Origin of the sequence: Mesobacillus sp. MER 48 (genome assembly GCF_023714225.1) — a bacterium.
GTDB lineage: Bacteria > Bacillota > Bacilli > Bacillales > Cytobacillaceae > Mesobacillus > Mesobacillus oceanisediminis_A.
On the sequence record NZ_JAMAUR010000003.1, the window covers coordinates 403,589 to 429,477 of the forward strand.

Annotated in this window: 25 protein-coding genes; 9 read left to right on the forward strand and 16 right to left on the reverse strand. The window is 43.6% G+C overall.

What is annotated here, in order from left to right:
* The first annotated feature begins 242 nt into the window (after nucleotides 1–242).
* Nucleotides 243–3,227 (forward strand): lamin tail domain-containing protein, encoded by a 2,985-nt coding sequence (locus M3593_RS13315; protein WP_251542727.1) that lies wholly within the window; start codon nucleotides 243–245, stop codon nucleotides 3,225–3,227.
* A 57-nt stretch (nucleotides 3,228–3,284) separates the two neighbouring features.
* Here M3593_RS13315 and M3593_RS13320 read toward each other — a convergent pair whose 3' ends face one another.
* The 11 genes from M3593_RS13320 to M3593_RS13370 form a co-directional block, all read right to left on the reverse strand.
* Nucleotides 3,285–4,076: an HAD-IIA family hydrolase gene (locus M3593_RS13320; protein ID WP_251542725.1), complete on the reverse strand. Its 792-nt coding sequence runs from the start codon at nucleotides 4,074–4,076 to the stop codon at nucleotides 3,285–3,287.
* A gap of 113 nt (nucleotides 4,077–4,189) precedes the next feature.
* Nucleotides 4,190–4,933 (reverse strand): MBL fold metallo-hydrolase, encoded by a 744-nt coding sequence (locus tag M3593_RS13325; RefSeq protein WP_251542724.1) that lies wholly within the window; start codon nucleotides 4,931–4,933, stop codon nucleotides 4,190–4,192.
* An 8-nt stretch (nucleotides 4,934–4,941) separates the two neighbouring features.
* Nucleotides 4,942–5,751, reverse strand: coding sequence for a carbohydrate ABC transporter permease (locus tag M3593_RS13330; protein ID WP_251542722.1), 810 nt, complete (start codon nucleotides 5,749–5,751; stop codon nucleotides 4,942–4,944).
* Between the two features lie 15 nt (nucleotides 5,752–5,766).
* Nucleotides 5,767–6,657, reverse strand: a complete 891-nt coding sequence (locus tag M3593_RS13335) for a carbohydrate ABC transporter permease (protein ID WP_251542720.1) — start codon at nucleotides 6,655–6,657, stop codon at nucleotides 5,767–5,769.
* A 94-nt stretch (nucleotides 6,658–6,751) separates the two neighbouring features.
* Complete coding sequence (locus M3593_RS13340) at nucleotides 6,752–8,026, reverse strand: ABC transporter substrate-binding protein (protein WP_251542718.1); 1,275 nt, start codon at nucleotides 8,024–8,026, stop codon at nucleotides 6,752–6,754.
* Nucleotides 8,027–8,606: 580 nt separating this feature from the next.
* Complete coding sequence (gene rbsB / locus M3593_RS13345; RefSeq protein WP_251542715.1) at nucleotides 8,607–9,548, reverse strand: ribose ABC transporter substrate-binding protein RbsB; 942 nt, start codon at nucleotides 9,546–9,548, stop codon at nucleotides 8,607–8,609.
* A 29-nt stretch (nucleotides 9,549–9,577) separates the two neighbouring features.
* Nucleotides 9,578–10,510 (reverse strand): ABC transporter permease subunit, encoded by a 933-nt coding sequence (locus M3593_RS13350; RefSeq protein ID WP_251542713.1) that lies wholly within the window; start codon nucleotides 10,508–10,510, stop codon nucleotides 9,578–9,580.
* A complete protein-coding gene (locus M3593_RS13355; protein ID WP_251542711.1) occupies nucleotides 10,497–11,999 on the reverse strand; it encodes a sugar ABC transporter ATP-binding protein in 1,503 nt (500 codons plus the stop codon). The genes M3593_RS13350 and M3593_RS13355 overlap by 14 nt, the downstream gene beginning before the upstream one ends.
* Nucleotides 11,999–12,394 (reverse strand): D-ribose pyranase, encoded by a 396-nt coding sequence (gene rbsD / locus M3593_RS13360; RefSeq protein WP_251542709.1) that lies wholly within the window; start codon nucleotides 12,392–12,394, stop codon nucleotides 11,999–12,001. Before rbsD ends, M3593_RS13355 begins: the two co-directional genes overlap by 1 nt.
* Before the next feature lie 2 nt (nucleotides 12,395–12,396).
* The gene (gene rbsK / locus M3593_RS13365) at nucleotides 12,397–13,287 is read right to left on the reverse strand and encodes a ribokinase (protein WP_251542707.1); all 891 of its coding nucleotides are present in this window, start codon (nucleotides 13,285–13,287) and stop codon (nucleotides 12,397–12,399) included.
* 15 nt (nucleotides 13,288–13,302) lie between these two features.
* Nucleotides 13,303–14,283 carry a LacI family DNA-binding transcriptional regulator gene (locus tag M3593_RS13370; RefSeq protein ID WP_251542705.1) on the reverse strand — a complete coding sequence of 327 codons (981 nt, stop codon included), beginning with the start codon at nucleotides 14,281–14,283 and terminating at the stop codon, nucleotides 13,303–13,305.
* 293 nt (nucleotides 14,284–14,576) lie between these two features.
* On the opposite strand from M3593_RS13370, the gene M3593_RS13375 reads away from it, so the two are divergent.
* Nucleotides 14,577–14,936 carry a DUF805 domain-containing protein gene (locus tag M3593_RS13375; protein ID WP_251542703.1) on the forward strand — a complete coding sequence of 120 codons (360 nt, stop codon included), beginning with the start codon at nucleotides 14,577–14,579 and terminating at the stop codon, nucleotides 14,934–14,936.
* A 160-nt stretch (nucleotides 14,937–15,096) separates the two neighbouring features.
* On the opposite strand, the gene M3593_RS13380 is transcribed toward M3593_RS13375, so the two are convergent.
* Nucleotides 15,097–15,345, reverse strand: a complete 249-nt coding sequence (locus M3593_RS13380) for a hypothetical protein (RefSeq protein ID WP_285848023.1) — start codon at nucleotides 15,343–15,345, stop codon at nucleotides 15,097–15,099.
* Nucleotides 15,346–15,565: 220 nt separating this feature from the next.
* On the opposite strand from M3593_RS13380, the gene M3593_RS13385 reads away from it, so the two are divergent.
* The 7 genes from M3593_RS13385 to M3593_RS13415 all read left to right on the forward strand — a co-directional run bounded on the left by M3593_RS13385 (nucleotide 15,566) and on the right by M3593_RS13415 (nucleotide 20,695).
* Nucleotides 15,566–16,330, forward strand: a complete 765-nt coding sequence (locus M3593_RS13385) for a GntR family transcriptional regulator (RefSeq protein WP_251542702.1) — start codon at nucleotides 15,566–15,568, stop codon at nucleotides 16,328–16,330.
* Complete coding sequence (locus M3593_RS13390) at nucleotides 16,330–16,761, forward strand: PTS sugar transporter subunit IIA (RefSeq protein ID WP_483308921.1); 432 nt, start codon at nucleotides 16,330–16,332, stop codon at nucleotides 16,759–16,761. The genes M3593_RS13385 and M3593_RS13390 overlap by 1 nt, the downstream gene beginning before the upstream one ends.
* A 13-nt stretch (nucleotides 16,762–16,774) precedes the next feature.
* On the forward strand, nucleotides 16,775–17,062 hold the full coding sequence (locus M3593_RS13395; protein WP_213370154.1) for a PTS sugar transporter subunit IIB: 288 nt from the start codon (nucleotides 16,775–16,777) through the stop codon (nucleotides 17,060–17,062).
* Nucleotides 17,063–18,331: a PTS ascorbate transporter subunit IIC gene (locus M3593_RS13400; RefSeq protein WP_251542698.1), complete on the forward strand. Its 1,269-nt coding sequence runs from the start codon at nucleotides 17,063–17,065 to the stop codon at nucleotides 18,329–18,331. It abuts the gene before it with no gap.
* A gap of 72 nt (nucleotides 18,332–18,403) precedes the next feature.
* Nucleotides 18,404–19,318 carry a phosphotriesterase family protein gene (locus M3593_RS13405; protein WP_251542696.1) on the forward strand — a complete coding sequence of 305 codons (915 nt, stop codon included), beginning with the start codon at nucleotides 18,404–18,406 and terminating at the stop codon, nucleotides 19,316–19,318.
* A gap of 8 nt (nucleotides 19,319–19,326) precedes the next feature.
* Entirely contained in the window at nucleotides 19,327–19,950 is a 624-nt protein-coding gene (locus tag M3593_RS13410) for a bifunctional 4-hydroxy-2-oxoglutarate aldolase/2-dehydro-3-deoxy-phosphogluconate aldolase (RefSeq protein ID WP_251542694.1), read from the forward strand.
* 4 nt (nucleotides 19,951–19,954) lie between these two features.
* Nucleotides 19,955–20,695 carry a creatininase family protein gene (locus tag M3593_RS13415; RefSeq protein ID WP_251542692.1) on the forward strand — a complete coding sequence of 247 codons (741 nt, stop codon included), beginning with the start codon at nucleotides 19,955–19,957 and terminating at the stop codon, nucleotides 20,693–20,695.
* Between the two features lie 190 nt (nucleotides 20,696–20,885).
* Here the strand turns inward: M3593_RS13415 and M3593_RS13420 are convergent, their stop codons facing one another.
* The 4 genes from M3593_RS13420 to M3593_RS13435 all read right to left on the reverse strand — a co-directional run bounded on the left by M3593_RS13420 (nucleotide 20,886) and on the right by M3593_RS13435 (nucleotide 25,876).
* Entirely contained in the window at nucleotides 20,886–21,983 is a 1,098-nt protein-coding gene (locus M3593_RS13420) for a M20 family metallopeptidase (protein ID WP_353056093.1), read from the reverse strand.
* Nucleotides 21,984–22,415: 432 nt separating this feature from the next.
* Nucleotides 22,416–24,017 (reverse strand): extracellular solute-binding protein, encoded by a 1,602-nt coding sequence (locus M3593_RS13425; RefSeq protein ID WP_251542688.1) that lies wholly within the window; start codon nucleotides 24,015–24,017, stop codon nucleotides 22,416–22,418.
* Between the two features lie 50 nt (nucleotides 24,018–24,067).
* On the reverse strand, nucleotides 24,068–24,940 hold the full coding sequence (locus M3593_RS13430; protein WP_251542686.1) for a carbohydrate ABC transporter permease: 873 nt from the start codon (nucleotides 24,938–24,940) through the stop codon (nucleotides 24,068–24,070).
* A 21-nt stretch (nucleotides 24,941–24,961) separates the two neighbouring features.
* On the reverse strand, nucleotides 24,962–25,876 hold the full coding sequence (locus M3593_RS13435) for an ABC transporter permease (RefSeq protein ID WP_251542824.1): 915 nt from the start codon (nucleotides 25,874–25,876) through the stop codon (nucleotides 24,962–24,964).
* Nucleotides 25,877–25,889 lie beyond the last annotated feature (13 nt).

Below are 25,889 nucleotides of genomic sequence, written 5' to 3' on the forward strand. Positions count from 1 at the left end.
AGTATTTTAATTACTCTTATCATAAACCATATTATGTTTCTTTTCAATATTATTTTCTAATAATTCTGAATTCACTTGCCACCCATGCGCCCTCATTGTATGATTGAACTAGGTATTTTAATAACGGGTAGAGATGAGGAGAACCCTGTGCAAATGGTTTGTACGATAATCGTACAATCTTTTAGCATGGGGTTCTTTTCATTTTTTACATAAAAAACATTTTTAAAAAGGAGGAAGAAGGTTTGAAAAACAAATTAATTAGCTGGGTAACTGTTTTGACTTTCGTTTTTGGGTTAGGTCTAGTGTTCCTTCCAGACCAGAACGTTAATGCGGAAGATTCTAGTCCGCCTCTGGTCATCACGGAAATAGTCACGAAATCCGCCGGCTCCGGGCAGCCCTATGAGTATGTAGAAATCTATAATACCACCTCAGAAGCAATCAACCTGCAAGATTATCAGCTCCAATACTTCACAAGCAACTTCTCAAGCCCTGCCAACTCATGGCCCATCCAGGACAAAATCATCCAGCCAAAAGATTCACTGGTCCTCTGGCTGAAGAAGTTCGCCTATCCTGATGTGCCGCTATGGGACTTCAACACCAACTATGACACTAATCTAACTGCTGACAAGATATACGAAGTCACACTGACTACTTCTGGTCAAGGCTTGCATGACAGCAGCCTTCGTCAAGTAGGAATTGCTGATGCAAATGGCAACATTCTCAGTACTGCATTGATCAATGACGGAGAAGTCGATGGCATCACCAACAAAAGCGTTATTTACCAGGCAAACAGTTCTGCAGCGATGACGAGGATCCGTAACGGAGAAACACCAACGCCATCTCTACTCCTGACTGAACAAGTGGCAGGTCCAGCAACACCAGCCAACCTGACTTCAACGTCAGCCAATCATTCTATTACACTCTCTTGGGAAGCATCAGCTGGTGCAGTTTCGTATAACATCTACCATTCTGATGGAACGATTACTTCATCGGATATGACCTCAACGACAATCGACGCCTTGGAAAATGGTCAAGGATACGCGTTCCGCGTGACAGCTGTTGACTCGGAAGGAAACGAGTCCCCGGCAACAAAAGAAGTCCGGGCTGTGCCACAGGAAGTAGTAGACAATGAAGCTCCTGCAGCTCCAACAGGACTTAAAGCAAAACCTGGGAAGGATCATGTAAAACTTCAGTGGGCCGCTAATACAGAAAGTGACCTTTCCGAGTACCGCGTCTACATTAATGGAACCCTTTTCGGTTCAGCAGCTGCCGACAAAACAAGTATGGTCATTTCCCCTCTGGAGTTGAACCGGGAATATACTTTTAAAGTAACTGCTGTCGATCAAGTCGGGAATGAATCGGAAGCGACAGCACCACTTGTCTCAGCACCGACAGAAAACGTTCCGGTACCCGAGCTCCTTATTACAGAATTGATTCCTAATACCGATAACTACGCAGGATATGACGCATTTGAGTACTTTGAGATTTATAATAACAGTCCGGATCCAATCAATCTGAAGGGATATCGTTTCGCCTCCCACACCTGGAATGAAGAAATCAAAGGAATATACATTTTAAAGCCTTGGGAAACAGCAGTAATTTGGACCAGAGCATCATCAATCAGCCCCATTTCACTTGAAGCATTCAACTATAACTACTTCTATTCGTACAAAAGTAAATATCTAAATGAGGAGAACACAATCATCCTTGGTGATATCAGCGGGCTGGTCAACGGCGGCAATACAGTGACCGTCTATGACCCCGAGGGCAGTGAAGTCGTCAGGGCGGATTACTCAAGTCAGGACGTAACTTTGAAGCAAACTGTCACGTTCACCTATCCAAAAGACAATACACGGAAAATGGAAAAATTGGCGGCATATCAACAGCCAACACCGGGATGGCTGGCAGAAGATCAAGTTCCGGATCGTCCTGTGTTAGATGAGGATGCACCGGCAGCACCGTCTATTCTAGAAGCCATCGCAGGTAACGGAGAGGCTATTTTAAAATGGAATGCTTCAACTGAAACCGACCTTTACCGTTATCACATTTACAAAAACGGTAAGCTCGAATACTCCGTTGATCCACAGCAGACTTCCTTTACGCTCTATACGTTAATTGGCAGCCAAACATACACCTTACAAGTAAGCGCAGAGGATACATCAGGAAATGTATCGGAAAAATCAGAGCCTGTACAGGTAACACCAAAACACCAGCTCATCACCCAGCTCGAACGGTGGGAACATGAAAAAGACCCTGCCTATCAGGGCTTATGGGATATCAGTTCGGACGGTCCAGTCATCGCCGGTCTTGCCCAGGGACTCGTACCTCAAGGATTGAGCTATTATAAGAAAAAAGACTGGCTGCTTACGATCAGCTACGTCGATGATAGGATTCGGCCGGGAACCATTACTGTAACAGATCGCACGACAGGCAAACTGGTGAAGTCTGTTGTCCTTTACAATACGGATGGCACACCATACACCGGTCATGCGGGCGGCGTCACTGTCAGTCGTGACCATGGCTGGGTAGCATCCGAAAATTACTTGTTCAGCTTCAAGTTAAGCGATCTGGTGGAAGCTGAAAATAACGGTGAAATCCAGTTCACAAAACAAATTCCAATACCGGTTGAAGCTGCTTACACCGTATATGATGAAGGCATTCTCTGGGTCGGAGAATTCTATGAAGCAAGCTCCTATCCGACTGATCCATCGCACCATATCGAGAACAGGGATGGAGAGATGCACTACGCATGGATGGTTGGATTTAATTTGGAACGAAACAACGACATGCTAGCTGAAGATCATTGGAACGGCTCACCTGACCACAATGCCGTACCAGATTACATCCTTTCAACGACCGGAAAGGTCCAGGGCGCAATTGTACAAAAAGAAGCACGGAATGGCATCACGCTAAGTACATCATACGGAAGGGCTAACGACAGTGTGCTGTATCGTTACGAATACCCGTTAAAAGAAGATCCCCATTCCTTTGTAAATGTCGAAGGAAAAGAAGTACCACTGTGGTTCCTGGATGGGCATACTGTAAAGCCTCGTCAAAGTATTGAAGCTATTCCGATGCCTGAAGGAATTGTGGAAGTACAAAAAGAATTGTATGTCGTGTTTGAATCAGGAGCAGATAAATACCGCTATACGACGACCTACCCGATGGACCGGATGCTCAAAATCGATATGAAGAAATTGATGAAGGACGATAAAGGAATTCAATAGCACGAAAAAGGAAGCGGGTCCTTAACCGCTTCCTTTTTTGCCTATAGAACCATATGGTTAGCACCCTGCCCTTTTATCCGATAACAATCCACTCACCGATGGCAAAACATAGTCCGGCTTCCAGGCTGAACTCCTCAAATCATCCTCTGCCGTTATACCGCTAAGCACAAGTGCCGTCTTCATTCCTGCTTCAATGCCCATCCGGATATCCGTTTCAAGCCGATCGCCGATCATCACACATTCTTCTGGCTTAAGCCCCAGTATTTTCAGTGCGGCTTCAATCGTCAGAACGGACGGCTTTCCAATCTGTACATCAATCTTTTTCCCCGAAACCGCTTCTACAGCGCCGATCATCCCGGCACAATCAGGAACATCGCCAACTTCCACTGGACACGTCCTGTCAGGATTAGTCGCGATCATTTTTGCCCCAAGCTTCACCGCCTGGTAAGCGAAATTCAAATGATCATAGTGAAAATCGCGATCCCATGACAGCACAACCACATCGACCTCTGATGGTGCCATTCCTTCTCGAAACCCGGCCAGTGTCAGTTCATCCTTAATTGGCTGTTCGCCAATAACATATAGTGAGGCATCAGGATGGTGCTCCCGCAAATATTCAATTAAGGTAACCGTCGGGTTCAAAATGTTCTCGAGGCTTGCATTAATATTGAAACTGCGCAGCTTTTCGACATAACGCTGACGCGACTCAATCGTCTTGTTTGTCAGGAATAACACTTTCTTTCCTTGATTGAGTAGGGAGTTGATCACAATATCTGCTCCTTCAATTAATTGCTTGCCCAGATATACGGTGCCATCCAAGTCAAAAATATACCCTTTCAGATCTCTCATCGGTCTCCTCCATCCAATAAAAAATTCCCTGAGCATGACGATTTCTCCAATTTATCAATTGGATGCCGTCATGCCCAAGGAATCTCCTCATCTCTATCCTTGTTTTTATTCACTTATACTCGTTTCGTCATCAGATCTTCGCCGATGACAACCTTTGATAATCCTATCCTAGCTACCTCTTCTTCATACGGTTCTTTGTCAGACAAATGAACTAATACGACCTCATCGATTTTTTCCATATCATACTTCTCGACAACTTCAACGAGACTGCTGTGGTTTCCGGCTATTTTACGGGCTGATGTTGCTTCATGAATCAATAGATCAATATGATCATACGCGCCGATTCGTTCGTTGATTTCCGTATCACTCGAATAAACGACTACTCGATCAGCACAATGCACTTCCAGCCCAACAGTAGGCACGGAATGCAATGCCTTGAAACAGGAAAATGTCATCTCACCGCCTGCTAACAGCTGCTCTTCCTGATCTCCATCAAATGTTTCAACCTCTATGGGAAATGCTATCGGCCACTTGTCTGCTTCCATGGTCGAGAGCCATTCCTGAAGTTTTTTCTCATTGCGGTAATCGCAAAGAATCCGTAATGGCTTTTTCCTGTCTTCAAGCCACATTCCCCACAGCAAGGATGGCAGTCCATAAATATGGTCGATATGGAAATGAGTGAATACTACTGCATCAAGCTCACTTAAATCCACTTGCAGCTGCTTCAGCTTTCGGCATGGGTTGCCACTGACATCGACCAGTACATGATAACCGCCATTCGAAAAGCAAATTGAAGTATTGTCACGCTCTGAACCCGGATAGGCACTTCCCGTTCCTAAAAAATGAATATCCACCATATCACCACCTATTTGATTCCTGAATGCATGAAGCTTGATACGAACTGTTTTTGAAAAATGAAGAAGGCAACCACTAAAGGCATGATGACCATTACCGTACCCGCAGCGACCATTCCCCACTGCGCTCCCGTTTCATAAGATTGGGCAAACAACGCCAGTCCGACGGTCAACGGCCGGGACTCGACAGAATCCGTGATGATCAAAGGCCACATGAAGTTGCTCCAATGGTGACTGACGGAAACAAGCGCAAATGCAATATATGTCGGTTTCGCTGATGGAATGTAGACATGCCAGAGCGTCTGATACCATTTACAGCCATCTATTCTCGACGCTTCATCGAGATCAAATGGGACTTGCTTGAAAGTTTGGCGCATCAGGAATACCCCGAATGCTGATGCCCAATACGGCATCATGACAGCCAGCTTCGTATTGACGAGCCCCATCTGGCTAATAACCTGGTAGTTTGGGAACAGGAGGATTTCAGGCTGAATCATCAGCTGAAGCAAAAACAGGATGAACAGAACATTCTTCCCCTTGAAATTCAGCCTCGCAAAAGCATAAGCCGCAAGTGTAATCGTGATTAACTGGACAATCAGGACTCCGAAGACGATCACGAATGTATTAAAGTAATATTGTAAAAATGGCGCAGTCTCCCATGCTTGCACATAGTTTTCAAGCGTCGGATTGGATACCCAGAAGGGAAAACCGCCATTGATCACTTGATTCCCTGGAGAGAAAGAAGTAATGAAAACCCAGAGCAGCGGGATAAACGAAATGATCCCTAAAATGATTATGATGCCATAGTTCAACTTTTTCACGTATTCTTTCCCTCCTTAATAATGGATTTTCCGATCAAGGTATAAATAGTTGAAAGCTGTGATTCCCAGCATGATGACTATCAATATGACGGTCAGGACGGCGGCTTTTCCTAGATCCCAGTTCGTAAAGGCCGCTTCATAAATATGATAGAGTAATAGATTGCTGGCATTATCCGGTCCGCCCTTAGTCATAATGTATAAATGGTCAACGTTCTTGAATGAATTTGTTATTGCTACAATCATGACGAACAGCGTCGTTGGCATCAACAGCGGGAACGTAATATGCCGGAACATTTGGAGTGGTTTTGCTCCTTCAATCTCAGCAGCTTCATAGACATCTCTCGGCAAATTTTGCAAACCAGCTAAATAAAATATCATATAGAAACCGGCATCCTTCCATATGATCATAAAAATCATCGCAATCATTACTGTATTGGGATTCCCCAACCAGTTTGTATCGCCAGCACCAAATAAATGCAGGAAGTTATCGAGCAGCCCGTACTGAGGGGTGTAAATGAAGAGCCAAATATTCGCTACGGCAATCAACGGAACAATCGTCGGGTAAAAAAACGCCGTCCTTAACAAGGAACTTCCAGCCATTTTTTTATTCAGCCAGATGGCAAGATACATCGCCAGGAACAAACTCGTCGGCACCGTACCAATCATGAAAATGACGTTATTCAGGATTACCTTCCTGAATATCTCATCACTAAAAACTTCTTTATATTGATCCAGTCCGGAAAACTGCAACCGCGTCATAGGTCCACTATAAAAGCTTAACTGGAAAGACTTGAGTGTCGGGTAAAACGTAAACAATGTTAAAAATATAAAAGAAGGAAATAGCAATCCGTAGGCAAACAGATTGTGCCTCATACCAGAACTTAATTTTTTTCGCTTCGAATCCATCAAATCAGCCCACCTTTCTGGTGAATAAAGAGAGCCCAAGTCAGCGAAATGTCTACTTGAGCTCTGCGCCATTCAGTCCACTGCTGCATCTGTATTACTGAAAGGGTTTCAGCACTTCTTCCGCTTTTTCCTGCGCTTTATCCAATCCTTCGTCAACTGAGCTTTGACCAGTCAAGATTGATTGAATATGGTCATTGAATATTTTCTGCACCTCACCATTTTGGTAGGTGGCCAATTCACTATCCGCATATTCCAGTTGCTCACGTGCAACAAGTGCAGGCGGGAATTCCTCAACATATTTCTTTAACAAGTCAGTCTCATAAGCAGATTCTCTAGTCGCTACATAACCTGTATCAATTGACCACTGCGCGACACGCTCAGGTTCTGTAAGGAACTTCATGAACTTGATTGCAGCTTCCTTGTTTGCTTTTGGAAGATCCTTGAATAAGTAAATGTTTCCTCCGCCAGTCGGAGAACCGTATTGATTGTTCGCCGGCAGGAAAGATACTCCGAAATCAAAGTTCGCATTGTTCTTCACATTCGTCAGGTTGCCTGTCGTATGGTACATCATTGCAGTTTTTCCACTCAGGAAGTCAGAAGGAACGGTCGCCCATTCAATCACACCCTCAGGCATGATCTTGTGCTCTTTCCCAAGGGACAGCCAGTATTCCATTGCTTCTTTCGCGTAAGGCTTGTTGAAATAAACTTCCTTTCCGTCTTCAGACATGATGTTGCCTTCCGTTTGAAGTGCTAAAGCCTGGAACATCCAATACTGGTATCCAGTACTCGGGATTTCAAGACCCCACTGGTCCTTGCCGCCATTTTTCGTCAGCTTCTTCCCGTATTCCACCAGTTGATCCCAGTTTTCCGGTGGAGCTTCTGGATCCAATCCAGCCTCTTTGAATGCATCCTTGTTGTAATAAAGGACAATCGTACTGCGCTGGAATGGCAAGCTGTACACCTTATCTCCAATTGAAGAGTTGGCCATAAAGCCATCGTAAAAATCATCTAAATACTCTTTATCAAACAATGGGGTCACTTCTTCGATCAAGTCATTTTCAAGCAAGGTGAAAAGATCAATCGAGAACAATACAGCCAGTTCAGGAGGATTTCCTCCCTGCGACGAAGCCATTACCTGTGTCATGGTTTCAGCATAACTGCCACCATATTTCGCATTGACCTTGATGTCGGGGTTCTTTTTCTCAAAATCTGCTACAATCTTATCCACGATTTTCGCTACATCCCCGCCAACCGCAACCGGGAACCAGAAATCAATCTCAGTCTTTTCTTTCGTTCCAGCATTATTGCTGCTGCATCCAGCAATGCCAACCAATAAAACAAAGATTAATGATAAAAGCCTGACTTTCATGCCATTTCCTCCCCTTTGTATCTATTTTTTTCATAAAAAAACCCATGAACAATAAACTGCATCACAAATAAGTGTCATGCAATTTATTGGTCACAGGGATTCTCCTCGTCTCTTCCCTTAGACAATAACCTGTCTAAATTAAATATCTGATTATTCATAATAATACAATACTGACTAATTATTGGCAATAAAAAATCTCAAATTATATTTGGAGATCCTTAGATACAAAAAGTCCTTCAAAAGGTAGTCTTAAATTATGGAATTAGAGGGGAAATTCAAGTGTTTCAAAATCCCCTATTCCTATTTCTAAATGAAACTTGAGAACCATCCCCATTTTTCTCCAAGTCGTTGGAAGAAATACTTTAAACTTCTTTTCCTTGCAATTCTTGTGAATAAATTAACTTCTCACTAAATTGGATCCTACTCTTTGCATCGAAAAAAAAGGCTGTTTTTTTAGATTCCCGAAAAGGGAATGGAACCCTAAAAAGAGAAATATCACTTTCCACAACCTAAAAAAGGAGCGTAAAGCAAATGCCTTACGCTCCCCCCTATTATTTTAATTCTCGAATGGGATCCCCCATTACTTCTTAATTAACTCAAGCTCAACCGGAATAAATTCTTCTACTTTATCACCATTCTTCACCTGGATTGCTGTTTCAACTGCCTGTTGTCCGATCATTTCTGGCTTTTGGGCAACTGTTGCGGCCATTGTGCCTTCTTCGACAGCTTTTACTGCATCGTCAGTTGCATCGAATCCAACAACGATAACATTTTCAAGCCCGGCAGCTTTCAATGCTTCTACTGCACCTAGAGCCATTTCATCGTTGTGGGCGAATACAGCCTGGATATCCTTGTTGCTTTGAAGGAGATTTTCCATGACAGAAAGCCCTTGTGAACGGTCGAAATTCGCTGGCTGTTTTGCCACTACTTCAATTCCGCTTGCTGCTGCAATTGCTTCATTGAAACCTTTACCGCGCTCACGTGCTGCGGATGAACCTGGGATACCTTCTAATTCAACCACTTTTCCTGATCCGCCAAGCGCTTCAGCCAGGTATTCTCCAGCCATCTTGCCGCCAGCTGCGTTGTCAGATGCGATATGAGCAACCACCTCGCCGCCTTCTGCACTTCTGTCAACCGTGATGACCGGGATACCTGCATTATTTGCAGACTCGATTGCTGCTGTAATCGCCGCTGAATCTGTTGGGTTGATCAAAAGAACATCAATGCCTTTTTGAATTAAGTCTTCCACATCACTTACTTGTTTTGCAGGGTCATTCTGAGCATCTACAGTTGTAATGTCGATTCCTTCTTCTTTTGCTTTCTTTTCTGCACCTTCTTTTAACGTAACAAAGAACGGGTTGTTTAGTGTGGAGATAGAAAGCCCAATTTTAACCTTATCATCTTTAGAGCCTGAGTCTTTACTGCCTTCATCAGAACCCTTGCCATTTTGGTCAAGCGAGCACCCAGCCATGAATACTGCAGCTATTAATGCAAGTAATATACCTTTAAAAAGACCTTTCATTTCTTATTCCTCCTAAATTTTTATTATCATTAAGCCGCTTTTTTGCGGTCTAACAATACTGCAAGCAGAATTACTCCACCCTTAACAACTTGCTGGTAAAAAGAAGATACATTCAGCAAATTCAAGCCGTTATTCAATACACCAATGATCAAAGCGCCGACTAGTGTTCCGAAAATCCAGCCTCTGCCTCCTGAAAGGCTTGTACCACCTAAAACAACGGCAGCGATTGCATCGAGTTCATAGGATACACCAGCAGTTGGCTGAGCTGAATTCAGCCTTGAGGTTAATGTCGTACCAGCAAGAGCCGCAAGCAATCCAGTAAGGGAATAGACACCGATTTTAATACGATCAACTCTTAAACCAGATAAAAGGGAAGCCTCTTCATTTCCTCCAATTGCGTACACACCACGGCCAAATGTCGTCTTTTTAAGCAAGAAATATAGAATTGCGTAAGTAATCAGCATCGTGATGACCGGAAATGGTATTCCCAAAAAGTAACCCTTTCCAAGCATTTGGAAAGATACAGCATCAGAAAGTCCGGTAATCGGACGTCCTTCTGTATAGACAAGAGTGAAACCGCGGTAAATCGTCATCGTTGCCAGTGTTGCAATGAACGGGGCAACCTTACCTTTGGTGATGATCAGGCCGTTTACCGCCCCCATAGCCGCACCCGCCATAAGGCCAATAAGTAAAGCAAGAATCGGATCAGTTCCTCCAGCCAGCATTCCCGCTGTCAATGCAGAGGACAATGCGAGAATCGATCCAACTGATAAGTCAATTCCGCCAGTCAAAATAACAAATGTCATACCAAATGCAATTAATGCATTGATTGAAACCTGGCGCAGGACGTTGAAAATATTATTTACAGTCAAAAAGTCAGTGCTCATGACTGAAAGAATAATAGCGATTAGAAAAAGTCCAATTAGTGGTCCAAGCTTTTGAAAAACATTAATTTTTTTCATGAGTTTTCCCTCCTGTGGCGGCCTGCATGATTTTTTCCTGGTCAGCGTCTTCCCTGTTTAACATCCCTGTCAATTTCCCTTCATGAATAACCATAATCCTGTCACTCATCCCCAGGATTTCGGGCAGTTCAGAAGATACCATGATGATGGCAACGCCTTTTTCTGTAAGTTCATTCATGATTGTGTAAATTTCCTTTTTAGCTCCCACATCCACTCCGCGAGTCGGTTCATCCAGGATCAGGACCTTTGGATCGATGCCAAGCCATTTGCCGATGACGACCTTCTGCTGGTTTCCACCGCTTAGTGATTTGACAGCCTGCTCTCCGCCAGATGTCTTAACCTTTAGCTTCCCAATCATTGCTTTGACATAATCGGCTTCTTTTTTATCAGCCATAATGCCTCGGTTGGAAAACCTCTGCAAATTTGTCAAAACCAGATTCTCACGGACACTCAGACCAAGGACCAGACCTTCATCTTTCCGGTCTTCTGTTATGAAACCTATGCCTGCCTTTATCGCATCATATGGGCGTTTGATTTTGACTTCCTTCCCATTCAGAAAAATTCGTCCGGATTTAATCGGCCTTTTCCCGAAAATCGCTTCCATGATTTCCGTCCTGCCGGCACCCATAAGCCCGGCTACTCCCAGGATTTCGCCACTCTTTACTGAAAAGGAGATATCGTTAAAGGCATTTTCTGCCGTAAAATTCTCGACTCTGATTAGCTCCTCACCAGGCTTGCCGGTTCTTGCAGGAAAGCGTTCGCCAAGTTCCCGGCCAACCATCATTTTGACGATCTCTTCAAAATTGGTTTCTTTAATCTGCTTTGTCCCGACTGACTGGCCATCACGCAAGACCGTGATTCGGTCACACATCCGGAATATTTCTTCCATCCTGTGAGAGATATAGACAATGCCCACTCCCTGCTCCCTAAGCTTGTCGATTACCTTGAAAAGAACCTCAATCTCCCGATCAGTCAGTGCTGCAGTCGGCTCGTCCATTATCAGCACTTCAGAGTTGGTGGCAACAGCCCTCGCAATTTCAATCATCTGCTGCTGTCCCACAGATAGACTCCCCGCTTCTTGATCCGGATCGAGTTGTACTCCAAGTCTTTCAAGATACTCCTTGGTTTTGCGCTTCATTTCCTTCGTTTTCATCAACCCTGTTTTCCCATGGGTCAATTCCTTGCCGAGGAACATATTTTCTGCGACTGTCAGATAGGGTATAATATTGAGCTCCTGGTGGATGACGGTAATGCCTGATAACTCAGCTTCCTTAGCCGATTTGAAGCTAACCTGTTTACCCTTTACTTTAATTGCACCTTCATCTTTTTGATAAATACCAGTCAGGATTTTCATGAGCGTGGATTTTCCTGCGCCGTTCTCCCCCATTAGTGCATGAATCTCACCAGTCTCCAGCTCAAAATCAACCTTATTTAATACCTGAACGGGACCAAACGATTTTGAAATCCCTTTCATTTTAATGAATTCCATTAGAATATCACCCCTGCATGCAAAATGATGTTTGCATATGGTGTTGCTTCTCCCGTTCGGATCACCGTTTTGGCTTGTGCTGTTTTCTTCTTGAAGTCTTCATGAGTTACCGACTGAATCTCGCCTTTACTAAACTTATCTTCAATGAAAGACATCATTTTAGGGTTTTTCTCATAAATTTCATCGGCAATGGTGACTTGTTCAACCTCCATGTCCTCAAGAATGGCTTCAAGTGTTTCGATAAATCCTGGCATCCCGATTCTAAGGGATAGATCAATTTTCTTAACTCCGTCGGGAATAGGCAAACCGCAATCCGCGATCACAATAGTATCTGTATGTCCCAAATTAGCGAGAACCTCAGCTATATGACTGTTCAAGATTCCTTGCTTTTTCATGCTCAATCCCCCTTCCTGTCACTCAAAAATTCTTCTACTTCATACCTTGTTGGCATTCCTGATTGTGCTCCAAGCTTTGTAACAGATATAGCCCCTGCTGCTGCTGCTATTTTGCAAGCTTCTTTTATAGGTTTCCCCTCAAGGATTGCGACTGCAAATGCGCCATTGAACGTATCGCCAGCTCCCGTCGTATCGACCGTCTCAACTTTGAAGCTGTCTTGATGGCATTCTTGTTCACCTTCGTAAAAAGCTACTCCCTTAGAGCCTTTAGTTATAATCAATTTTTCCCTCAGTGAGGCGGGATCCGTTACAGATGCAAGCAGGAGCTCAGCTTCATATTCATTCGGTGTTATATAGTCGGCATTTTCAATCAATGCTTCAGGGAGAGGCTGGAAAGGTGCCGGGTTAAGGATTACCTGCTTCCCGTGTTTTTTTGCAATCCGAGCGGCCCTTTCTACAGACTCTATTGGAATTTCTAGTTGCAACAACAAAAGGTCACTTGCTGCTATTTCCTTTTCCAAACTTTCAACAAGTTCAGGTGTAACCATGTTATTAGCACCTGGAACAACAATAATTGAGTTATCACCCTCGGATAAAACGATTGCAGCTATTCCAGTTTTCCCATGTGTAACCGGTTTCACATTGCTCACATCTATTTGCTGGCTTCGCAAATAACCGATATATTCATGTCCAAAAGCGTCATCACCCACTAAGCCAATCATGCTGACTTCCGCTCCCATTTTTGAAGCGGCGACAGCCTGATTTGCCCCTTTGCCCCCGGGAATCGTGAAAAATTGATTCCCAAGAACCGTCTCTCCCCTGTTTGGAACAATATCTGTCTGGGTGACTAAGTCCATATTAATACTGCCGATGACAGTGATTTTTTTTGCCATTAAACATGCCCCTTTCTATGTTTGTGTGGAGCGTTTCACTAATAGTTCAACTTGAAACGTAGTTTCCTTTTGATGAACGGGCCTTCCTTCTATCAAATCCAGCAGCATGGAAGCTGCGGTCGACCCCATCTGATAAATCGGCTGTGAAACCGTTGTCAATTCTGGTGAAATGATATCCCCGAATTCAATCCCGTCAAACCCTACTACCTTTAGCTGCTCCGGAACCTTATAGCCGAGCAGTTCAGCTGCCTTAATTACACCAATGGCCATAACGTCATTGCCCGCAAAAATCCCATCGATGTCAGGATATTTCGTTAACAACTTAAAAGCTGCCTGCTTGGCCGATTCAATTTGATACTCCGCAGGAAAAATCAGATTTTTATCGTACAATCCCGCTTCAGTGACAGCATCTTCATATCCTTTTAACCGATCTTTCGCGTTTGCAATATTTTCAGGTCCGCTGATATGGGCAACCTTCACACACCCACATTCTATTAGATGCTGTGTAGCCTTTCGGGCACCTTCGTAATTGTTGCAGGTAACATATGGAATCGTAGAATCCAAAGGTCTATCAAGGGCAATAATTGGAAAATTATAATGTGAAATATGCTCAGGTTTAAGCGTATTGGATACAACCAGAACTCCATCAACATATTTCTGCTGTAGCATATCAAAATAGCGAATTTCCTTATCGATCTTGCCATCACTATTACAAAGGAAGACAGTGAAATCAGATTCACTCGTCACATCTTCAACAGCCCTTGCCAGCTGGGGAAAAAATGGGTTATTGATATCCGGGACAATAAGTCCAATCGTCTTCGATTGTTTTTTAAATAAACTGCGCGCCACGGAGTTTGGTTTAAAATTCATTTCCTCGATTGCGGCTAATACAGTTTTTCGTGTGTCTTCATTGACGTATCCACTGTCATTCAAAACCCTGGATACAGTTGCCACTGAGACCCCAGCTCTTTTAGCCACATCTCTCATCGTAACCAATCTTTTTCTCTCCGTTTCTCTCAATCTTAATTTCTGTAACCGGTTACATACAGTATAAATGTCATAGGTTAGTTTGGTCAAGTAAACTTTTTCTTAAAATCCGGACCGAAATTAGAGGGGAAATCGATCGGCTCATCCCATTAACAAATTCTGTAATTATATATTCAAGTGAGTGCTTTTATACCGATAAATACAATAGGGGTGGCGCTTTTTCGGATAATAAACATCTGATTCGATTAATTAAAGCTAGCTTAGAGAAAATATAAATTCATGTTTAAAGTGGGGTCATTTATATGCAGTGGTATTTAAAGGCAATAAAAAATTATGCCAATTTTAAAGACAGAGCAAGACGTAAAGAATACTGGATGTTTACTTTATTTAACCTAATATTTCTTGGTGCGCTCTATCTTTTAGAAGAGGCCACGAATTCGGATTTTTTGTTTGTACTCCTAGTTATCTATTATTTATTTATGTTGATTCCATCCCTTTCTGTCACAGTCCGTAGATTGCACGATATTGGACACAGCGGCTGGATCTACTTAGTTAATTTTATTCCTTTGGTCGGAGGGATTATCTTGCTGGTCCTCACTTGTTTGGATAGCGAGGCAAACGATAACAAGTATGGTGCGAATCCTAAAGTTCTTGTTTCGTAAGTTCTCCATACTGGGTTTATCACAAGCGAATAAATCTCCCGAATGACTATCTTTTTGGATAGTCATTTTTTAATGCAATGCAGTTAGTTCCCTCACTCTTTCATTTCAAAGAAAGAAGCACAGTGTATTATTTCTATGCTTTACGAGGTAATTTATCCTTTTACTGTTCTATTTTCTCAATATCTACTCCAGGAATGGATATTTTGCCGCCCATTGTAGATTCATAACTAATTAAACCAGTTGATAATCCCATGATTGTAATCACATCGTCTTCCAATATCCTCGATGAAACAATTAATGCATCAAATTTTGCAAAAAGAATGGTGTCGTAATTATCATTAACAGCAAACCTGATTTGAATCAGACCGTCACCTTCAATAACTTGAATCACTTTGCCGTGGAATTTCACTTTTTGACCAATATAGTCATCAGGAGTTCTTGCTCCTGGCTTAGATACATATTTCTAACTTACTTAAAAAAACCCTAGTATTTCCGATGTCACCCCCCTAAACATCATAACCTTTCCCGTTTTTTAAAAACATTTGACATAATTCATTATGATGTTATTATATAAGTAAGCGATTACAAAGTAATTCATCATAATCTTTAAAAAGAAGGTGATAACAATTTTGCAGCTAGATAAACGTTCGAAGGTGCCTCTTTATAAGCAATTAAAAGAAGCACTTTTGGAGTACATTGAAAAAAATTTAAAGGAAGGCGATGCTCTTCCGATTGAATCCGAGATTGAAAAATTGTTTGGGGTCAGCCGTATTACCGTCAGAAAAACAATAGAAGAACTGACTAGTGAAGGCATTGTGACAAAGACACAAGGTAGAGGAACCTTTGTTCAGTCTAAGAATATCGTCCAAAAGGCAGGTAACATCACCAGTTGGACAGAGGAAATGCGATTAAAAGGCAAACAAACAGAGACTAAGAATTTGATCATCAATGAAATTGAACCATCGAAGAAAATTGCCGCAGAGCTTCAATTATCTAAAGGCGAGAAAGTTATCTGTTTGAAGCGTTTGCGATGCGCAGATGGAGAACCGATTTCCATCCTGATTAATTACTTCCGCTCTAAATTCACACCAGGTTTTCTGGAAAAGGGCCTAACGAAAGAATCCCTGTATGAAATTCTTGAGGAGGATTACGGAATCCAGCTTGAAAGAGCCCATGAAAGGGTCAAAGCCAGATTAGCTACTGACCTTGAGGCATTGGAATTAGGGATTTCTCCTGATTCAGCCATCCTTCATATTACCCGGGTTTCCTACCTTCCTGATGGGACTCCATTTGAGATGGTTGAAATGGCCAACAGGTCTGATCGATATGAATATGATATTGATTTAGTTGGGAGAAATAAATTAAAAACATTTTCTGCGGAAGGAGAAACATGATGCTGACCATCAATAAAAACCTCATCCAATTGGATGTTAAAGCAGAAACTGCGGAAGAAGCCATTCGAGCAGCAGGAGCACTTCTGGCCGCCGAAAACAAGGTAGAGGATCGATATATCGATGCAATGGTAAAAGGCTTTGAAGATGTTGGCCCTTATATCGTTTTGGCCCCTTCCATTGCCATCCCCCATGCAAGACCTGAACATGGTGTTCTTGAACAGGGCTTTTCCCTGGTCCGACTCAAGGATCCGGTGGTATTCGGCCATCCGACCAACGACCCTGTTCGATTAGTTTGTGCGATTTGCGGCACTGACAGCACTAGCCATATTGGAATGCTGCAATCGATCGCTGCAGTGTTAGGAGACAAGGCAAAGCTAGAAATCATCCTGAACTCGGATTCAGAAGAAGAAATTCTTTCAATTTTAAACTAAGGAGCTGGGGAAAATGAGAATCGTTACTGTTTGCGGAATGGGTTTTGGAACATCACTGATGCTTTTGATGGACGTTCAGGCAATCGCCAAGAAACATGGATATGAGGTTGACGGCGAGGCTGTAGATTTAGGATCTGCAAAGGGAAAAGCATGCGATTTCATGGTTGCATCAAGTGAAATTGCTTCCGAGTTAAGCGATGAATCAGTTGAAGTAGTATCCATCAACAATCTTTTAGATAAGGAAGAGATAGAGCAAAAGGTCATGCCAGTCATTGAGAAAATTGCTAAAGGGGTGAAATAGATGCTCGACTTTATCGTATCTATTTTAAGTAATCCTGCGATCATATTGGCCCTTATCGCTGCCTTAGGCTTGATTGCTTTGAGAAAGTCCACCTCTGATGTCATCAAGGGGACTTTAAAAACGATCTTTGGTTTCTTGATTCTTCAGCAAGGTGCGAATATTATTGTAACCGCTTTAATTCCCTTCAGTACGATGTTTACCGAAGCATTTGGACTAAAGGGAATTGTGGCGGAGGATAACGCTCTTGTTGCGGCGGTTCAAAATGTATTAGGTAAAGAAACGGCTTTTATTCTCGTATTCTCTTTCTTAATTAATCTCGTGATTGCCAGATTCACAAAATGGAAGTACATCTTCCTAACAGGCCATATGATGTTTTCATTCGCTGGCACAATGGCCATCGTCTTCCATCAAATGGGGTTATCCTCAACAATGACGGTAGTCCTTGGTTCGATTATTCAAGGTGTTTCAATGGTATTATTCCCTGCGATTTCCCAGCCGTTTGTCCGAAAAATCACCGGCAATGATAATATTGCTTTTGGTTTCTGGGGCAGCTCGTGGATCAGCTTGTCAGGATGGGTTGGCGGAAAATTAGGGAACAAGGAAAAGTCATCCGAAGATGTAAAAGTCCCTAAGTCACTCGACTTCTTAAAAGACATGAGTGTCCTGATGGGAATCGTCATGATTATCATTTACGTTGTTACTTCCCTATTTGTTGACCCAGCAAAAATGGCTGAAATAGCCGGCGGACAGAACACAATTCAGTTCTCCATCATGTCGGCACTGACATTTGTTGTTGGTATTCTTGTCCTCCTTCAAGGTGTTCGAATGTTCCTGGGCGAAATTGTCCCAGCCTTTAAAGGGGTTGGCGAAAAAATCGTTCCCGGTGCAAAGCCTGCTCTGGATGTGCCGATTTTCTATTCATTCGCACCAATCGCTGTAACACTTGGTTTCCTATCCGCTTTGGCTGGCGGATTATTGGTTACTGCCATTTCCAGCATCCTGCCAGTTGTCGTTCTACCTTCTGTCATCGGTTTGTTCTTCATGGGCGGTGCTGCAGGTGTATTCGGAAACGCAACCGGCGGAAGACGCGGAGCCATTATAAGTGGTTTCTTCCTGGGTCTCAGCTGGACCTTGCTCGTGGCCCTTGCCTACCCTCTTGTCGATGTTACACAGTATGGAATCGAAGGACTGTGGTTCGCTTCTCCAGACGCGATCATCGTAGTGGTTCTTATTCGCCTCGTAGGCATGCTGTTCGGTATTCAAATTTAATTTGACTCGGAGAGGAAAGAGCAAAAATTCTTTCCTCTCACTATTTCAATCATAAGATCAGGAGTGATAAAAATGGGTAAAGTTCGTACTGTTTTAGGAGATATTGACGCAAAAGACTTGGGTTTCACATACAGCCATGAACACTTATGGGCAAACCCGCCTGCAAGCCAAAAAGATCGTGATTTAGAACTGACTGACTATGAGGCAAGCGTTAGTGAACTATGGAGATTTAAGCGTGCTGGCGGCAATGCGCTGGTAGATGCTACAACACTTGATTATGGGCGCGATGCGAAGCACCTAATCAGGATGGCAGAAGAAACTGGTGTCAATTTAGTCATGACCTCAGGATTTAATAAGCATGTTTACTTTCCAAAATGGGTACAAGCATTAGAAATCGAAGAAATCACCCAAAAACTCGTGAGGGACGTTACTGTCGGAATGGATGGAACTTCTGCCAAGGCAGGATTCCTAAAAGCAGGTTCATGGGACCAGATGATCCACCCTCTTGAGGAAAAAGTAACTCGTGCAATGGCAAGGGCACAACTCGAGACCGGCGCACCGGTTTGGCTCCATACCGAAGCTGGAACAATGGGTGGAGAAATGCTGGATATCCTTGAGGATGAAGGGTTGGATTTAACCAAAGTAGCTGTAGGCCACAGTGACCGTAACGCCGATCCATACTACCACCTTGAGCTCGCTAAGCGCGGAGCATATGTTCAGTTTGATGGCGCAAGTAAAATCAAGTACTATCCAGACAGTGTCCGTGTAGAGTTAATCAAAAATATGATCGAACACGGATATGTTGAGCAGCTGCTGGTTTCAGCAGACATGGGCCGAAAGAGTTATCTTCATGCCTATGGCGGCGGACCCGGCTTCGAGTATATCATCAAAAAATTCATCCCTCGCCTATTGAATGAAGGCATCAGTCAGGAAGATATCGATACCATTTTCATCAAAAACCCAGCCCGCTGGCTCGGCCAGTTTTAAGAGGTGGAATGATGAACTTAGAAAAAGGAACGATCGTAGCAATCATTCGTGGAGTTGACCCAAGTGAGGTAATCGATATCCAGGAGGCTTTGCTTGAGGGAGGCATCGACTGGGTCGAGGTTTCCTTAAGCGAAGAAGAAAAAGGACTGGAATGCATCAGGATTCTGAGTGAAACCTTTGGAAATAAAATTCATCTTGGAGTTGGAACAGTCACATCAATTGCCCAGGCGAAAAAGGCAATTGATGCTGGTGCACGTTACATCATCACTCCGGGATGGGATAAAGAGCTTGCAAAAGAAGTCAAAGAGCTAAATGTCGAAATTCTCCCGGGTGTCTTCACACCTGGCGAGATCATGCAGGCTCTGAACCTTGACATAAACGTTGTAAAACTTTTCCCTGCCAGCAACCTTGGAACAGACTACATCAAAAATCTAAACGGACCATTCCCTGACATTAACATTATGGCTGTTGGTGGCGTCTCACTAGATAATATCCGGGACTATTACAAAGCCGGCTGTACATCATTTGGGATTGGCAGTGATCTTGTCCCTCGAGGTGCGACGAAGAATGATAGAGAAAATATCAAAAGGAATGCTCAGAAATACGCAAATATTTTAAGCAGTGAGGGGTGACACAATGGGAAACGCAAGAGAACTGATCAATATGACAAGGGATGAAGTCGAGGCAGCCATCAAAGAATTTCCTGTGGCGATTTTACCGATGGGAGCAACTGAACAGCATGGCCACCACCTCCCTCTTGGAGTTGACATCTACCTTGCAGAAGGAGTATCCAGGAAACTCTCAGAAAAAACCGGTGCCTTGCTGCTGCCAACCCAGCCTTTCGGTTACTCCTGGGTATGGAGAGACATCCCGGGTACGGTTTCACTTCAGCAGCACCATGTTGAAGCAGTGATCAAAGATGTCGCTCACAGTGTAGCACGATATGGAATTAAAATGCTGATTCTTGTCAATGGCCATGATGCCAATAATGCCAGCATGAAATACGCCACCCGGGAACTAGCCGATGAACTCGATATTCCAGTCATTTATCTGTTCTATCCTAACCTGAACAAGATGATTGAAGATCTTTGTGACTCCCCTACCTGGCACGGTATGGTGCATGCATGTGAGTTTGAGACTTCCCTCATGCTTGCTCTAAAACCTGAACTAGTTGACATGTCCAAGGCCGTAAGAGAATACCCTGAAAAGCCAAAACTCTACGGTAAATCCTCCATTTCATTAGGAGACTTAAGTAAAAGTGGAGTATATGGGGATGCAACAAAAGCCACCAAAGAAAAAGGCGAAAAGATGCTCAACTATTTTGTTAACGAAATGGAACAGATACTGATGGAAGCCTATGAAGAAGTAAAAGAATAACAAATTGTAGGGCGGAGGACATTACCTCCGCCCTAAATCTACTCTCAAACCGAACATAGAATCAAAGGGCGTCTCTAAAGATTTATTCTGCGTTTAATAAACCTTCATTAAGGTATCTCCACTCCAAAATGAGACGTGAGAACCGTCCCTTGGTATTCGCTAACTACCAAATGTGACAAGAGAAGCTTCCCTATTTCCTAATATTTATCAGAAGGTTGGAGAAAAATGCTGCGCGCTCAGGGATTTGACTGATGATGATGTGTTCGTTTCTTGCATGGATTCCGTCTCCAATTGTACCGAGGCCATCTAAGGTTGGGACTCCCATGTTGGCTGTGAGGTTTCCATCACTTCCTCCTCCAACAGATGCTTCTTTTAACTTGATGCCTTCTTCTTTTGCTGCTTCTTTAGCGGTCTGGAACAGGATTTTTGTATCTTCGTTTCGTTCCATCGGTGGACGAGAGACGCCGCCTCGAATCTCTATACTTGTACCCTCTGTGAAAGGTGTCAGCTCACTAATTATTTCATCAATTCTTTCCTGTTCTTCACTGGTTTTCGCCCGTACATCGATGCCAATCTCTGCATGATCAGCCACTACATTTAGCTTGCCTCCGCCTTTAACATATCCCACATTGACAGTGGTTCCAACGTCATAATCTGTTAAGGATTCTAAAAAATCAATGGCCTTAGCAGCCTCTTGAATAGCACTGGCTCCTTCATGATGGTTGTTGCCAGCGTGGGCAGCCTTGCCAGTAATATCAATATAATAACGCGATGAACCCTTTCTTGCCGTTTTTAAGGCACCCGTCCGAACAACGGGTGGTTCCGTAACTAATGCATAATCGCAATCCTTCGCTATCTCTTCAATGACATAGCGTGATGTCGGACTGCTCACTTCTTCTTCGCTAGTAAAAAGGTATACAATTTTCTTTTGAAATGGGATATTCAATTCCTTAATGGCTCTTATTCCCCAAAGCGCTTGTACAAGTCCCCCCTTCATATCCAGGATGCCAGACCCGTACGCAAGATCGCCTTCGATTCTAAACTCTAATTTTCCAGGCTCCCATACTGTATCAAAATGGGAAAGGATTAAGATTGTTTCATCTCCTTCCCCGAACTCGAATCTCAGGTGATTTCCGTATTCCTCTTCTTCCAACACTTCTGCCCGTTTACCGAAGTAGAGATATAGAAGATCCTGAATCCTCTCTCCACACTGGTCGACGAGTTTTTTATTCAATGATGGAGAATCACATTCGACCAGAAACTTGATATCATCTAATATCTCTTGCAAATGGTCCTCCATAAACTGCCTTATGGAATCCATTATTATCACGCTGCTTTCTTATTTTGGATTTGATAAAGGCTGCATAATATTTTATGCAGCCTCAGAATACAATGATTTAACTATTATATCATTCAGAAACAAGGGGGCGTACCCTACGTTTCAATAGAGAGTGGAGTCCCACCTCGGTACTGGACGGTCACGTGAGCCTACAAAAATTCCAAGTCAGACACTCCCCTGACCTGGATAAGGTTGGACAGCAAACAATTCAAGTTGAAACAAGACCAATAACTTCTGGAATGATCATACTAATCTAAAGAGAAGTATTGCTAACCAGACAGTATTCAGCAAGAGTTTTATTATAGTAGATTGACATTTCAAAGGACCTCAAAAAGTGCCAGGTGCCATCCATTATTCTGGATGGCACCTGGCACATTCTAGTTATTTCCACTGACGGTCGTCGTAGCCTTTATCTTTGATTCCCTGATTTACTTCTTTTATGATGGCGTCGCCTCCGCGCTTGAGGTATTCTTCGACGAGTTTATCCCAATCGGAGACTGGTCTTTGGCCGGCGATCATCTTGGCTTGTTCGTTCATGAGGAATTGCATCAGGTCTGTTCCTTTTTCCTGATTGGTTTGAGAAATGACTCCGTTTGATGGGTTGATGTACATCTCATTCGCTTCGAACATATCTTGCAATGAATTGACCAAGCTTTTCATTTCTTCAAGCTTGTAATCATCAGCATAGCGGATTTTCGCGTCGGATGGAACGTGTTCTCTGTTATCCATGAAGTAAGTGGAAGGTGCAAGGCCATCAGATGAGAAGTTCGGTACTCGGACTGGCGCACCGTTTTCCATATTATAACCTTTTCCTTCTTTCCCCCACATCCAGTCAAAATCCTGGTTTTGCGGATTTCTTTCTTCATGTGCGAAGAACTTCTTGCCTGCATCGACCATTTCTAGCACCCTGAAGATTTTCCCTTCATCGTCTGCAAGCTTCGCATTCAATGCCAGGATTCCTGAATAGCCAGATCCCATCGTGAAGCCCTGTGAGCCATCTGGAGCTTTGAATGGAGGAAGTGCAACGAATTCAGCGTCAGGATGGATCGCCAGCAATCCAGACATATAATCTTCGCTCATTCCAGAAACACCGCCGACAAAGATTCCTGCTTTGCCTGAGTAGAATTCATTATTCGTATCCGCCCAATTCAGAACGGCGAAATCCTTCGTCATTGCGCCTTCTTTATAAAGGTTGGCGAAGAACTGGATCAAATCCTTGCGTCCTTCTGAAATCATGCCTGGAATATAGTCTCCATCTTCATTCTGATGGTACCAGGCTCCAAAGTCCCAATACGCTCCCATATTGAAGTTAGGGTTGATGTTTTCCCCAATAGCAAGTCCGTACGTATCATTTTTGCCGTTCTTGTCAGGGTCATTTTTTGTAAAAGCGACTGCTACCTTTTCAAGCTCCTCATAGCTAGTGGGCACTTCCAGCCCTAGACTATCCAGCCAGTCCTTGCGGATAATCGGTACAAGCGGATACTCATTTGCATATCTAGGAATTCCATAGACCTTTCCATTCACTTTAAAAGAGTCATAGACATGATCAGGAATTTTGGAAAGTGTTTCGTAATGCTTCAGGTAATCATCCAATGGAAGGAAAGCAGCTTCTTTAGCCCACTGATAAAATCTGGTGTCTTCACCCTGGAAACCGACCATATCCGGCATGCTGCCCGAGGCCACGATCGCCGAGGATTTTTCAGCATAATCACCCTGTGGGATGATTTCAGGCTTGTAGTTGACATTAAATCGTTCATTGATCAGATTGAGCCCCGGACTAGAAGCTGGCGGCGGATCGCCAAAACGGAAAGTCATTCCCGACACATCGTATTTTTTACTATGGTCAAATGGATCAACAGCAGCCTTTTTGTCGTCATTATCCTTTTTATCCTTATCGCCTTTGGTTTCCTCTGATGTACAGCCAATCAGTGACAAGCTTAGAGACAGACTTAAAACACCGACTAATAGATTCTTCCTCCTCAAATTAACCCCTCCAGCTTTTTTATATATTCCCTAAACATGAACGAACACCATCAGCCTTTAACTGAACCAAGCATCACTCCTTTAGCAAAATGCTTTTGCAGAAATGGGTAGACTATTAATATAGGAATGGTAGCTAAAAGGATAGCTGCCATTTGTACCGTTTCAGGCGGCGGCAGTGATTCCATCATTTCATGGGCGCCCAGTGCTGCATTGGGCTCATTGACGATGACGATCTGCCGCAGGATTACCTGGATGGGCCATTTTGCCGGATCACTCAAGTAAAGCACGCCGGTAAAATAGCTGTTCCAGTGGCTGACGGCGTAGAACAGTCCAAACGCTGCCAGTGCCGGTTTTGATAATGGTAATATCACCTTCGTGAAAATCTGGATATCATTTGCTCCATCTATGATCGCGGCTTCCTTCAGCTCCTCAGGAATCCCCAAGAAGAATTGCCTCATGATGATCAGGTTGAATGGACTGATGGCGACTGGGATGATCAGCGCCCACCATGTATTCAGCAAGCCAGTTGCTTTTACAATCATGTAGGTTGGGATCATTCCGGCTGAGAACAGCATTGTGAAAAGGACTAGGAAAAGGATTGTCCGCTGTCCATAAATGCCTCTCGTCAGCGCATAAGCCATCGTTGACGTGAAGAACAAGTTGACGAACGTCCCGACGACTGTGATGTAAATCGTCACGAAAATCGAGCGGATGAACTGGTCAGACCCGAGGATGAAAGTATAGGCATCCGTCACCCATTCCTTCGGCCACAAAAGCAGGTCGTTTTCCAGGAAGTCACTTAGACTCGAAAAAGAAACAGCAAAAATGTATAGAAAGGGGAAAATCATTGTTGCGGCAATAATGACAAGCAGCAGAATGTTCACACCATCAAAAGCTTTTTCCCCGGCAGACGTTTTATACATGACGCCCCCTCCTCACGCGGTTTAATATAAGCCTTCCTCTCCAAACTTCTTGGCAAGCCTGTTCGCCAGGACGACCAGCACAAGCCCGATTACACCTTTGAACAGTCCAACCGCAGTTGCGAAGCTGTAATTCGCCTGCTGGATTCCCTTAAAGTAAACAAAGGTATCAAGGACATTCCCAGAATCCATATTGAAAGGATTCAGCATCAGGAAGATTTGTTCAAATCCGCTGTCCATGACATTCCCTAATCGAAGGATCAGCATAATGATGATGGTACTTTTCAGCGCAGGCAGGGTAATATGCCAGATCTGCCGCCAGCGGTTCGCCCCATCCATGACAGCCGCCTCGTATAAATGCGGGCTTATCCCTGATAGCGCTGCCAAAAAGATGATCGTTCCCCAACCGGACTCTTTCCAGATGATCTGGAGAACAATGAGCGGCTTAAACCAGGCAGGATCCGTCAAGAAAGGCATGGCGTCCATCCCGAATTGAGCAAGAAAGTTATTGACAAGCCCTTCGCTCCTTAAAAAGATGACCGTAATCCCTACCACAACAACCCATGACAGGAAGTGCGGCATATAAACAATTGACTGCAGGAACCGTTTAAGGAACTGGTTGCGCAATTCATTGAGCATCAGTGCCAGCAGGATCGAAATGGGAAACGCGAAGATGATTTGCAGCAAGGAAATCTGCAGGGTGTTCCAGATGACCCGGACCACTTCTTTATCTTCGAAAATCAGCTGGAAATATTTCAATCCCACCCAGGGACTGTCCGCAAATCCTCGGAATGGACTATAATCCTTAAAAGCTAGTAAAAGACCAGCCATTGGAATATATCGATAGATCAGGAAAAACAGAACGCCAGGCAGCAGGAGCAGCATCAGGTACCTGTCACGCCAAAGCTTCTTCCTCACCTTGTTCCATTTCGTGTCCATTTTTATTTTATCT

Bases quoted from the DNA above. Each gene is read 5' to 3' on its own strand.
- M3593_RS13320 (WP_251542725.1), bottom strand. From the start codon at position 4,076: ATGAGAGATCTGAAAGGGTATATTTTTGACTTGGATGGCACCGTATAT.
- M3593_RS13325 (WP_251542724.1), bottom strand. From the start codon at position 4,933: ATGGTGGATATTCATTTTTTAGGAACGGGAAGTGCCTATCCGGGTTCA.
- M3593_RS13335 (WP_251542720.1), bottom strand. From the start codon at position 6,657: ATGGATTCGAAGCGAAAAAAATTAAGTTCTGGTATGAGGCACAATCTG.
- M3593_RS13340 (WP_251542718.1), bottom strand. From the start codon at position 8,026: ATGAAAGTCAGGCTTTTATCATTAATCTTTGTTTTATTGGTTGGCATT.
- rbsB (WP_251542715.1), bottom strand. From the start codon at position 9,548: ATGAAAGGTCTTTTTAAAGGTATATTACTTGCATTAATAGCTGCAGTA.
- M3593_RS13350 (WP_251542713.1), bottom strand. From the start codon at position 10,510: ATGAAAAAAATTAATGTTTTTCAAAAGCTTGGACCACTAATTGGACTT.
- M3593_RS13355 (WP_251542711.1), bottom strand. From the start codon at position 11,999: ATGGAATTCATTAAAATGAAAGGGATTTCAAAATCGTTTGGTCCCGTT.
- rbsD (WP_251542709.1), bottom strand. From the start codon at position 12,394: ATGAAAAAGCAAGGAATCTTGAACAGTCATATAGCTGAGGTTCTCGCT.
- rbsK (WP_251542707.1), bottom strand. From the start codon at position 13,287: ATGGCAAAAAAAATCACTGTCATCGGCAGTATTAATATGGACTTAGTC.
- M3593_RS13375 (WP_251542703.1), top strand. From the start codon at position 14,577: ATGCAGTGGTATTTAAAGGCAATAAAAAATTATGCCAATTTTAAAGAC.
- M3593_RS13390 (WP_483308921.1), top strand. From the start codon at position 16,330: ATGCTGACCATCAATAAAAACCTCATCCAATTGGATGTTAAAGCAGAA.
- M3593_RS13395 (WP_213370154.1), top strand. From the start codon at position 16,775: ATGAGAATCGTTACTGTTTGCGGAATGGGTTTTGGAACATCACTGATG.
- M3593_RS13400 (WP_251542698.1), top strand. From the start codon at position 17,063: ATGCTCGACTTTATCGTATCTATTTTAAGTAATCCTGCGATCATATTG.
- M3593_RS13405 (WP_251542696.1), top strand. From the start codon at position 18,404: ATGGGTAAAGTTCGTACTGTTTTAGGAGATATTGACGCAAAAGACTTG.
- M3593_RS13410 (WP_251542694.1), top strand. From the start codon at position 19,327: ATGATGAACTTAGAAAAAGGAACGATCGTAGCAATCATTCGTGGAGTT.
- M3593_RS13415 (WP_251542692.1), top strand. From the start codon at position 19,955: ATGGGAAACGCAAGAGAACTGATCAATATGACAAGGGATGAAGTCGAG.
- M3593_RS13430 (WP_251542686.1), bottom strand. From the start codon at position 24,940: ATGTATAAAACGTCTGCCGGGGAAAAAGCTTTTGATGGTGTGAACATT.
- M3593_RS13435 (WP_251542824.1), bottom strand. From the start codon at position 25,876: ATGGACACGAAATGGAACAAGGTGAGGAAGAAGCTTTGGCGTGACAGG.